Annotated in this window: 10 protein-coding genes and 1 pseudogene; 8 read left to right on the plus strand and 3 right to left on the minus strand. The window is 59.3% G+C overall.

Features of this window, described 5'->3' with window-relative positions; all coding sequences use genetic code 11:
• Both ACLL9E_RS11100 and tgt read right to left on the minus strand, forming a co-directional pair.
• Window positions 1-1,121: pseudogene (locus ACLL9E_RS11100) on the minus strand (glutamine-synthetase adenylyltransferase); the annotation flags it as partial.
• Between the two features lie 190 nt (window positions 1,122-1,311).
• Window positions 1,312-2,439, minus strand: a complete 1,128-nt coding sequence (tgt, locus tag ACLL9E_RS11105; protein WP_411291797.1) for a tRNA guanosine(34) transglycosylase Tgt — start codon at window positions 2,437-2,439, stop codon at window positions 1,312-1,314.
• 534 nt (window positions 2,440-2,973) lie between these two features.
• Here tgt and tldD point away from each other — a divergent pair.
• From tldD to ACLL9E_RS11145, 8 genes are all read left to right on the plus strand, one after another.
• Complete coding sequence (tldD, locus tag ACLL9E_RS11110) at window positions 2,974-4,401, plus strand: metalloprotease TldD (RefSeq protein ID WP_411291806.1); 1,428 nt, start codon at window positions 2,974-2,976, stop codon at window positions 4,399-4,401.
• Window positions 4,398-4,982 (plus strand): DUF924 family protein, encoded by a 585-nt coding sequence (locus ACLL9E_RS11115; protein ID WP_411291798.1) that lies wholly within the window; start codon window positions 4,398-4,400, stop codon window positions 4,980-4,982. The genes tldD and ACLL9E_RS11115 overlap by 4 nt, the downstream gene beginning before the upstream one ends.
• 100 nt (window positions 4,983-5,082) lie before the next feature.
• The gene (locus ACLL9E_RS11120; RefSeq protein ID WP_411291799.1) at window positions 5,083-5,472 is read left to right on the plus strand and encodes a hypothetical protein; all 390 of its coding nucleotides are present in this window, start codon (window positions 5,083-5,085) and stop codon (window positions 5,470-5,472) included.
• The gene (locus tag ACLL9E_RS11125; RefSeq protein ID WP_411291800.1) at window positions 5,379-6,281 is read left to right on the plus strand and encodes a hypothetical protein; all 903 of its coding nucleotides are present in this window, start codon (window positions 5,379-5,381) and stop codon (window positions 6,279-6,281) included. Before ACLL9E_RS11120 ends, ACLL9E_RS11125 begins: the two co-directional genes overlap by 94 nt.
• Before the next feature lie 36 nt (window positions 6,282-6,317).
• Window positions 6,318-6,878, plus strand: a complete 561-nt coding sequence (locus ACLL9E_RS11130; RefSeq protein WP_411291801.1) for a pyridoxamine 5'-phosphate oxidase family protein — start codon at window positions 6,318-6,320, stop codon at window positions 6,876-6,878.
• 3 nt (window positions 6,879-6,881) lie between these two features.
• Entirely contained in the window at window positions 6,882-7,586 is a 705-nt protein-coding gene (locus ACLL9E_RS11135; RefSeq protein ID WP_411291802.1) for an endonuclease/exonuclease/phosphatase family protein, read from the plus strand.
• 167 nt (window positions 7,587-7,753) lie between these two features.
• Complete coding sequence (locus tag ACLL9E_RS11140) at window positions 7,754-8,092, plus strand: P-II family nitrogen regulator (protein ID WP_411291803.1); 339 nt, start codon at window positions 7,754-7,756, stop codon at window positions 8,090-8,092.
• Between the two features lie 31 nt (window positions 8,093-8,123).
• On the plus strand, window positions 8,124-9,614 hold the full coding sequence (locus ACLL9E_RS11145) for an ammonium transporter (RefSeq protein WP_411291804.1): 1,491 nt from the start codon (window positions 8,124-8,126) through the stop codon (window positions 9,612-9,614).
• A gap of 296 nt (window positions 9,615-9,910) precedes the next feature.
• Here ACLL9E_RS11145 and ACLL9E_RS11150 read toward each other — a convergent pair.
• A partial coding sequence (locus ACLL9E_RS11150; protein WP_411291805.1) for a hypothetical protein occupies window positions 9,911-10,109 on the minus strand: 199 nt, incomplete at its 5' end.

The following is a 10,109-nucleotide window of genomic DNA, read 5'->3' on the forward strand; positions in this document are numbered from 1 at the left end:
GCATCGGCATCGGCCAGGCCATGCAGCCGCGCCACGGCATCTGCGGTGTCGCGGTTGGCCGGAATCTCGTGCGTCTGGCGGTCGCTATGCATTTGCAGGCGATGTTCGACCGTACGCAAACTGTTATACGCCGATGTCAGAGTCTCTGCCTCTTGGGTTGTGATTGGCCCAGCCGCCGCCAATGCCGCAAGCGCCTCTCTCGTATCCGCCATGCGCAAGCCCGGATCGCGGCCCCCGTGGATCAACTGATGCGCCTGCGCGAAAAATTCGCATTCGCGGATTCCGCCATGGCCACGCTTCAGGTCAAAGCCGAGACCCATTTTCTGACCCTTGGCATAATGGTCGCGGATCTGCGCAGTCATCGCGCTGATGTTTTTCAACTGGCCGAAGTCGAGCGACTTGCGCCAGATGAAGGATTGAATGGCTGACAGGAAATATTCGCCAAGCGCGCGGTCGCCGGAACTGACGCGCGACCGGATGAACGCGGCTTGCTCCCACGCCAGCGCACTCGATTCATAATAGCCGATGGCCGCTTCGACTGGCAGGACAATCGGGCTAACCTCAGGCGAGGGGCGCAACCGCATGTCGACGCGAAAGACATAGCCATCACCATCCATCGCCGACAGTAGTTCAATGATGCGGCGTCCATAACGCACGGCTGCTTCGGCGACGTCGTCGCGTTCGCGGTGGGGCAGAGTTTTGGGGTCGAACAGGAAAATCGGATCAATGTCCGACGAATAATTCAGCTCGCGCCCGCCATGCTTGCCAAGCGCGATGACTGCGAAGCCTTGGTTGGGGGCGCCCGGCACGCGTTCCTCTATGGCCGCCGCAATCGCCGCGTCCAGCGCATGGTCCGCAAAATCGGATAGGATATGCGTAATGCGGGTCAGGTCCCACGCGCCCGACAGGTCGGCGATTGCCGTAACGAGCGCGACACCTTGGCGTTGTTTGCGCAAGGTTGTGCCGACATTATCCGCGCTTCGGGCGAGCGCGCTGGCCAGTGCAGCATCGAAATTGCCAGCTTCGATGGCCGGCATCAGGTCGGGGTTGCGGTCGATAAGCCCGGCCAGAAACGGGCTGTTTGCGCGCGCGCGGACGATGGCTTCGCTGATGTTGCTCACAACGAAAACCTCCCCAACCCATCGTCATTCCCGCCCCTCACGTCGTCATTCCTGCGCCACACTTCGTCATTCCCGCGAAGGCGGGAATCCAACTCAGGAGCAAACGGTTTCCGCCGACGCAGCCTTAGAAACTCACGGTTTGGAGTTGGATCCCCGCCTGCGCGGGGATGACGAAGAGGGAAAGACGCGCTCACTTGCTCAAATAATCTCGCCGGAAGTCCTGCGCGAACGCCGCAAAGCGACCTTCCGAAATCGCGGCGCGCATGCCTGCCATCAGCATCTGGTAATAATGCAGATTATGCTGAGTCATCAGCATCGCGCCCAAAATCTCGCCCGAGCGGATCAGGTGGTGCACATAAGCGCGCGTCCATGTCGCGCAGACGGGGCAGGTGCATTTCTCGTCTATTGGACCTTGATCCTCGGCGAATTTGGCGTTGCGGATGTTGATCGGGCCGACATGCGTAAAGGCTTGCCCGTTACGTCCCGACCGCGTGGGCAGCACGCAATCGAACATATCGATCCCGCGCTCCACTGCGCCAACCAGATCGTCGGGCTTACCCACGCCCATCAAATAGCGCGGCCGGTCGGTGGGCAATTGGTCAGGCGCATAATCCAGGCAGCCAAACATCGCCTCTTGTCCTTCGCCCACGGCAAGGCCGCCAACAGCATAGCCGTCAAAGCCGATGTCGATCAGCGCGTCGGCGGAGCGCTTGCGCAATTCCTCGTCCAGCGAACCCTGTTGAATTCCGAATAAAGCCGCACGCTCCGCATGGTCGCCGCCAGCATCGAAACCCTCGCGCGACCTTTTTGCCCAGCGCATCGACAGTTCCATCGATTTGATTGCCTCGTCACGCGACACGCCATTTGCCGGACATTCGTCGAACGCCATGACAATGTCGGATCCCAGAAGGCGCTGAATTTCCATTGAGCGTTCAGGGGACAGCATATGCTTTGCCCCATCGAGATGGCTTTGGAACGATACGCCCTCTTCGGTAATTTTGCGCAAAGCCGACAGGCTCATGACCTGATATCCGCCGCTGTCAGTTAATATCGGCCGGTCCCAGCCGGAAAATTGGTGCAAGCCGCCAAGTCGCGCGACGCGTTCGGCGCCGGGGCGAAGCATCAGATGATAAGTGTTGCCAAGGATGATATCCGCGCCCGTCGCACGCACTTCGGCAGGGCGCATCGCCTTGACCGTTGCGGCGGTGCCCACGGGCATGAAAGCAGGCGTGCGGATTTCCCCGCGGCGCATCTGGATGCTGCCGGTGCGTGCTTTGCCGTCGGTGGCGGAGATGGAAAACTGAAATCTTGCGGTCATGTTGGGGGCTTTAGAGACTGACAACCGATTTGTCATTCCCGCCTTCGCCAAACCCATCGCCATCAGAAGTCAAACCCGTTGTCAGCCAAGCCAAACCCATCGTCATCCTGAAACAGTTCAGGATAACGGGCGACGGTTGTTTGTTATCCTGAAACAAGTTCAGGATGACGAAGCCGGGAGGATACATCCTAATCCTCCCCATCGACTTGCGATGGGGAGGGGGACCGTTCGCGCACCGAATGGTGGAGGGGCCTGCACTGTTGAATTCCCCTCCGTCATCCGAAGCCCAACTCATTTTCATCCTAATCCAAACCCATCGTCATCCTGAACTTGTTTCAGGATAACAAACTAACGTCGCCCGTTATCCTGATACGAGTTCAGGATGACGACGTTGTGCATGACGACACTAAGAACGACGAAGCAGGAGGAGAGGATATATTCTCCTCCCCATCGCAAGTCGAAGCGGAGGGGATTTGCGCATCAAAATCACAAATTACCCTTTCAACCTCAGCCGCACCGTCCCATATAGCTGTCATGACCTATACAGACCCACGCTCGTACCTTTACCAACCCGGCCTGCTCGACCCTGACGCGGCGCAGCGTATCACGCGCGAGGCGCTCAAGTCGTGTGATGATGGCGAGCTATATTTGCAATATAGCGCGACCGAAAGTTTCGGCTTTGACGATGGTCGTCTGAAGATGGCCGATTATTCGACCGGTTCGGGCTTTGGCCTGCGCGGTGTTTCGGGCGAAATGACGGGCTTCAGCCACGCCAATGACATGAGCGAGGCTGCCATCCGCCGTGCAGGCGAAACGCTGAAGCTGCTTGATCCGGCCAAGGAACAACCCGCACCGCCGCCACGCCAGAACAACCGGCATCTGTACACCGACGGCAATCCGCTTGAGCTGGTGCCGTTCGCGCAAAAGGTTGCCTTGTGCCAGCAAATCGACGCCGCCGCGCGCGCGCGCGACCCGCGTGTTGCGCAGGTCAGCGTCGGGCTTTCGGGTAGCTGGACGGTCGTCGAGGTTGTCCGCGCCGACGGCTTTATCGCGACCGATGTGCGGCCTCTGGTGCGGCTGAATGTGTCCATCGTGGCGCAGGATGGCGACCGCCGCGAAACCGGCACCTACGGCTTTGGCGGCCGTTATCTCTACGACAAGTTGTTCGAAGAGCATGAATGGGAACATGCGATCGACGCCGCATTGGCGCAGGCGCTGACCAACTTGCGCTCGGTCGCGGCGCCAGCGGGCGAAATGACCGTTCTGCTCGGACCCGGCTGGCCCGGTATATTGCTGCACGAGGCGGTCGGCCATGGCCTTGAAGGCGATTTCAACCGCAAGGGCAGCAGCACTTTTTCCGGCAAGATCGGCCAGCGCGTCGCTGCGCCCGGCGTCACCGTCGTTGACGATGGCACGATGCAGAATCGGCGCGGGTCGCTGTCGATTGACGACGAAGGCACGCCAACGCAGGAAAATGTCCTGATCGAAGACGGCATATTGCGCGCGTACATGCTGGACCGCATGAATGCGCGGCTGATGGGCGTTGCACCCACTGGCAATGGCCGCCGTGAAAGCTACGCCCATGCACCCATGCCGCGGATGACCAACACCTTTATGCGCAGCGGCAATGATGATCCGGCCGAACTGCTCAGCCGCGTCAAAAACGGCATCTTCGCCAAGAGCTTTGGCGGCGGGCAGGTCGACATCGTGTCGGGCAAATTCGTGTTCAGCTGCACCGAGGCGTATCTGGTCAAGGACGGCAAATTGGGCGACCCGATCAAGGGCGCGACATTGATTGGCGATGGCCCAACCGCCCTCAACAAGATCACTGGCCTTGGCAACGATATGGCGCTGGATGATGGCGTAGGCGTCTGCGGCAAGGCGGGGCAAAGCGTTCCAGCGGGCGTCGGCCAGCCGACCACTTTGGTCAGCGCGCTCACCGTCGGCGGTACGGCGGGGTGAACGACAACGAAGACGAGGACGTCGAAATGGCGATGCCGCCAGCAGGCTGGGCGGCAACATTGCTGCGTTTCTGGTTCGACGAACATAAGGATTCCGACTGGTTCGGCGGCGGCCCCGATTTCGATCAGGCCGTGACGCACAATTTTGCCGGATGGCGCGATGCCATGCGCGGCCAGCCAGTGGAGGCATTTACCGGTGATGCGGATACTGCACTTGCGGCCATCATCCTGTTCGATCAGGTCCCGCGCAATGCCTATCGCGAAACGGCTGAGGCCTTTGCCACCGACCATATTGCGTTGGCTATTGCCCGCCAGACGGTCCCGTCGGGCGTCGATGTGGGCTTGGGCAAGGACCAGCGGCTGTTCCTCTATCTGCCGTTTGAACATAGCGAAGACGCCGCTGACCAACGCGAATCGGTTCGCCTTATCAGCAGCCTTGGCGACCAGCGGCTCACGCAATTTGCGCTCGACCATCAGGCGATGATTGACCGCTTTGGACGCTTCCCGCACCGCAACGATGTGCTTGGCCGCGCCGACCGAGCGGGCGAAGCAGAAGCCGTGGCGTCAGGGCATAAATGGTAAGACTTGCTTCGTTTTTTCAACAGGCATATGGTTAAGGCATAACAATACGCAGGTCGCTCGTCGGCCGGAACACCGTTCCGGATTAACAGGAGAATTGACCGTGCGCACCGCGTTACACTTTGCTGGACTTATCTCGATCACCGCAGTGATTGCCGTCGTTCCCAGCTCTGCCCAGCAGAAAACCACTGGCCCCAAAGCCACCTATGCGATGGATGTGTCCACCATGGCCGGCATGGGCATGGGGGCGATGATGGGCGGCGGACTTGGCAGTCTGCTGGGCGGTGGCGGTGGTGACAATTACATGCTTGACCTGCGGCTGACCTCGACAACGCCATCGCCGCAGCAGCCAGAGAAGGGCGAGCATCTCTTCCTGCCCGCGGCCAAGATGGCAAGTCAGTGCCCTTGCTTGGCGATGCCCCCGGCAAGCCTTCGAAGCCTGACCGCGACGATGACCCGCGCGGCATGGAAAAACCCAAGGGCCGGCTTCTGATGTTCTGGGGTTGCAACACACAGGCGCCCAAGGGCCAGCCCTTCATCATCGATTTTGCAAAGATGCCCACTGCGCAAATGCCCGCAGGAATGCCCGCGCAAATGCGCGGATATCAGGCCGCCGCCGCAGCGCGCGATGCCAATGCCGCGTGGTGGCCCAATGGCGCTAACGGCAAACAGCCCAAATCGGGTTCGTCATTGCGCGGGGAGCATCGCGTTACCAGCGGCTTCACGCCCGAAATCAAGTTCGCCGTGGCCAATGACTATATGGCGTCGCTGAAGATCAATCCGCGCGAGCAATTGGGCGCGATCCTGCTGGGCTGGAACGCGATCCCGACCGCCACCGGCTATGCCGCTTTTGCCATGGGCGGGATGGAGCGCGCGGGGCAGGGCGGCGATATGGTGATGTGGACGTCGGCCAGCAGCCGCGATTCCGCCGTTGGCATGGACTGGCTGTCCCCTGCCGAAGTTGCACGGCAGATTGCTGCCAAAAACGTGATGCCACCGTCGCAGACGACCTGCGCGATTCCAGCCGAGGCAAAGGCAGCATCCGGCGGGATGATGTTCGGCAGCATGAATGCGTTTGGCCCAGAAGAGAATTTTGCCTTTCCGCCCAAGCCAGCGGATCCCAAGGCTGTGTGGAACATCGACTGGACGGCCAAAGTGCGGTATCGTGCGTTCAGCAGCTTCCTGACGGGCATGGGCAATATGGGCGAGATGTCGGACAGTTCGGACGAGGGCGAGACACCCCGCCCGAAGAAAAAGTGCAAGGGTCCCATGGGCATTCCGCTACCTGGAACCTCCTGTTAGGTTGCACTTCGCCCGTTAATCCGCCAAAACCGGCGCATGTCCGATTTTACCGAAACGCTCACTGACAAGCATATAGAAATGATCGGCAAGCAGCCGGTGTTTTTCGTGGCGACGGCGGCTGCCGACGGGCGGATCAATCTGTCGCCCAAGGGCTATGACAGCTTCCGCGTGTTGTCTCCGGCGCGTGTTGCCTATCTTGACCTTGGCGGGTCAGGGAATGAAACCCACGCGCATCTGGCGGCGGACGGGCGCATTACGATCATGTTCTGTGACTTTGACCGCCCGGCGCTGATCTTGCGGATTTACGGCAAGGGCAGGTCAGTCCTGCCGCAGGATGCCGAATGGGAAGCACTTGCCGCGCACTTCACTGTTCTGCCCGGGACACGTCAGATTTTCCTGATCGATGTCGAAAGCGTGCAGGGCAGTTGTGGCTGGGGCGTGCCGTTCATGGCGTTCGAACGCGAGCGCGAAACGCTTACCAAATATCATGCGCAATCCGACCCCGTGGCTTGGGTTAGAAAGACGAAAAAGCGCACCCGCAGCATCGATGGCCTGCCGACGCGCGCGACCGACCGTTTTTTCGGGCCAGCGAATTAACGCATGAGCCACGCGGTCAAGGTTGCGACCTATAACATCCGTAAAGCAGTCGGGCTGGACCAGCGCCGCAACCCAGCACGCATTTTGTCCGTGCTGAAGGAAATCGACGCCGATATCATTGCGTTGCAAGAGGTTGACCGCCGCTTTGGCGCGCGAGTCAGCGCACTTCCGCTTGCCATGTTAGAGGCGGAAACATCGTATATGCCCGTGCCGCTAAACTTCCGCCCGGCCGCCATTGGCTGGCACGGCAATGCGATCCTTGTGCGCAAGGGTATCGAAGTGCGGCATGCCCAACCTATCGATATGCCGACGCTTGAGCCGCGCGGCGCGGTGATGGCGGAGCTGGTGGTCAACGGACATCCGCTGCGCGTGATTGGTGTGCATCTCGATCTGTCGGGCCTTTGGCGGCGCAAGCAGATCCGCGCGTTGCTTGCCGCGATTGACGCAAGTCCGCGCTTCATGCCGACGGTGATGATGGGTGATTTCAACCAATGGTCGGACAGCGGCGCGTTGAGCGAGCTTGCTTTCCACCATCACCGGCTGGTGCAGACACCCAAAAGCTTTCACACATCGCGCCCGGTGGCGCGGCTGGACCGGATCATTGTCAGCCATGATCTCAAAGTAACCGAAGCAGACTGCCATGTGTCGGCGTTGTCCAAACAGGCATCGGACCATCTGCCGTTATGGGCGACAATGCATATCGGCTAGGTGCCTAAATATTAAGCACATGATTGGTCCTGATTAAAAATTAGGCAATCGCTAAAGCATATTCGGTGCGTTTCCCGCGGCAAACGCCTGCTTACCCTTGCGCTCCCGCCATTTTCGGTTTCTGGCACGGGGTTTGCATATTGCACTGCACAACAGTGGGGGTGTGCATGAAATATATTATCGCCGTTATTAAACCGCACAAGCTGGACCCGGTGCGCGAGGCGCTTACCGCTATTGGCGTCTCCGGCATGACGGTGACCGAGGTGAAAGGCTTTGGCCGTCAAAAGGGCCAGACGGAAATCTACCGCGGCGCAGAATATGAAACCAACATGGTGCCCAAGGTAAAGATTGAGGTCGCTTGCGCTGCCGATCAAGCCCCTGCGGTGATCGAAGCTATTCAGCATGCGGCCGAAACCGGCGCGATTGGCGATGGCAAGATCTTCGAATTCGAACTCGCCGGTGCGTTACGCATCCGCACCGGCGACACCAACGAAACCGCGCTTTGACGCGAAAAAATCAAGCTAGGGGAACCAGATAATGTCAAAAACACTGAAATTTCTAGGCGCGGCGGGGGCGACATTGTTCGCTGCCTTGCCCGCTTTTGCGCAGGAGGCTGCGGAAAAGGCAGCTGAAGGCGCAGCGGCGGCTGGCGCTGCAGTTGCCGAGGTGGCGGCCACGGTGGCTGTTGCCGAAGGTCCGATCAAGGGACCAACGGTCGAACAAATGGCTGGCATGGTCGACAAGGGCGACACCACGTGGATGCTCATTAGCTCCGCGCTCGTGCTGCTGATGTCCATTCCTGCGCTTGCGTTATTTTATGGCGGCCTTGTCCGCACAAAGAACATGCTCAGCCTGTTGATGCAGGTGTTCATGATCGTGTCCGTCGCGGCGCTTGTCTGGGTGACCTATGGTTACAGCATGGCCTTCACCAGCGGCAATGCGTTTGTCGGTGGCTTCTCCAAGGTCTTCCTTCAAGGCGTCGATGCGACCACCTACGCGGCAACCTTCAGCAACAATGTCTATATTCCCGAATATGCGTTCGTGGTGTTCCAGATGACCTTCGCCTGCATCACGCCGGCATTGATCGTCGGTGCGTTTGCGGAGCGAATCAAGTTCACGCCGCTGATGATCTTCACGGTGTTGTGGCTGACCTTCGCCTATTTCCCGATTGCGCACATGGTCTGGTATTGGGCTGGACCCGACTTCTTGGTCGATGCACCCACCGATATGGGTCTGTTGTGGGGCTGGGGCGCGCTTGATTTCGCTGGTGGCACCGTCGTCCACATCAATGCAGGTATCGCTGGCCTTGTTGGCTGCCTGATCGTGGGCAAACGTATTGGCCACGGCAAGGAAGCCACGCCGCCGCATTCGATGACCATGACCATGATCGGCGCGTCGCTTCTGTGGGTGGGCTGGTTCGGCTTTAACGCTGGTTCCAATCTGGAAGCAAACGGTCTTGCGGCACTCGCGTTCATCAACACCTTTGTCGCCACGGCTGCCGCTGCGGTTGCATGGTGCTTGATTGAACAGTTCCACCATGGCAAGCCTTCGTTGCTTGGCGCGGTAACCGGAGCAGTGGCTGGCCTCGTTGCGATTACACCAGCCAGCGGATTTGCTGCGCCGATGACCTCGATCCTGCTTGGCTTTGCCGCATCGGGCCTCTGCTATGTGTTCGTCGCTTATGTGAAGAACAAGCTTGGCTATGATGACACGCTCGATGTCTTTGGTGTCCACGGCATCGGCGGCATCGTCGGCGCCATTGGCACCGGCATCGTCGCTGATCCCGCTTTGGGCGGTCAGGGCTGGTTCGACTATACCGTATTCCCCGCGGTACCGGGCGAATACGATATGGCTGGACAAGTCATGACTCAAATCTGGGCTGTTGGCACCACCGTTGTTTGGACGGCAGTTGTCTCCGCTGTCCTGTTCTACGGGCTGAAGCTGACCATGGGTCTGCGTCCAGCCGAAGATGCCGAACGCGAAGGCCTCGACATCACCGAACATGGGGAGCGGGCGTATAATTACTAAACGGGAGTGCGGCAGAAAAAGTGGGAACCGGTTTTTCGCTTCGTCCGCACGACCAACATAGAATCTTTTTCAAGGCTTGGCGGCGGGGCGTTCTCTCCTCTCCTTTTACGCCCCGCCGCCTCCCGATGTTCCTCCCGCGAACATCCAACTCATGGCCCGGACCTGCGATGGTTCGGGCCTTTTTTATGGGCGGGGAGGGGGCATGTTTTCGCAGCTTCGTCATCCTCCTCCCCATTCGTCATCCTGAACTTGTTTCAGGATAACAGGCGACGCTTGTGCGTTATCCTGAAACAAGTTCAGGATGACGAAGGGTTGAGTTGCTGGAGCCCAAAGGCGTGCAGCGCACCAACGAGTTCAGGATGACGACCCGTTGAGTGGCTCAACGACACGCAAACACCTACACTTCCAAAAACCGCTTTCCTACAAATAACCATATCGGTTAGTTGATTCGCGTCATTCAGGCTGCGGTCTAGAACGTGGGTCGGGATGATGGGA

This window comes from Sphingorhabdus sp. (genome assembly GCF_046596595.1).
Classification (GTDB): domain Bacteria; phylum Pseudomonadota; class Alphaproteobacteria; order Sphingomonadales; family Sphingomonadaceae; genus Sphingorhabdus_B.

Bases quoted from the DNA above. Each gene is read 5' to 3' on its own strand.
- tgt (WP_411291797.1), bottom strand. From the start codon at position 2,439: ATGACCGCAAGATTTCAGTTTTCCATCTCCGCCACCGACGGCAAAGCA.
- tldD (WP_411291806.1), top strand. From the start codon at position 2,974: ATGACCTATACAGACCCACGCTCGTACCTTTACCAACCCGGCCTGCTC.
- ACLL9E_RS11130 (WP_411291801.1), top strand. From the start codon at position 6,318: ATGTCCGATTTTACCGAAACGCTCACTGACAAGCATATAGAAATGATC.
- ACLL9E_RS11135 (WP_411291802.1), top strand. From the start codon at position 6,882: ATGAGCCACGCGGTCAAGGTTGCGACCTATAACATCCGTAAAGCAGTC.
- ACLL9E_RS11140 (WP_411291803.1), top strand. From the start codon at position 7,754: ATGAAATATATTATCGCCGTTATTAAACCGCACAAGCTGGACCCGGTG.
- ACLL9E_RS11145 (WP_411291804.1), top strand. From the start codon at position 8,124: ATGTCAAAAACACTGAAATTTCTAGGCGCGGCGGGGGCGACATTGTTC.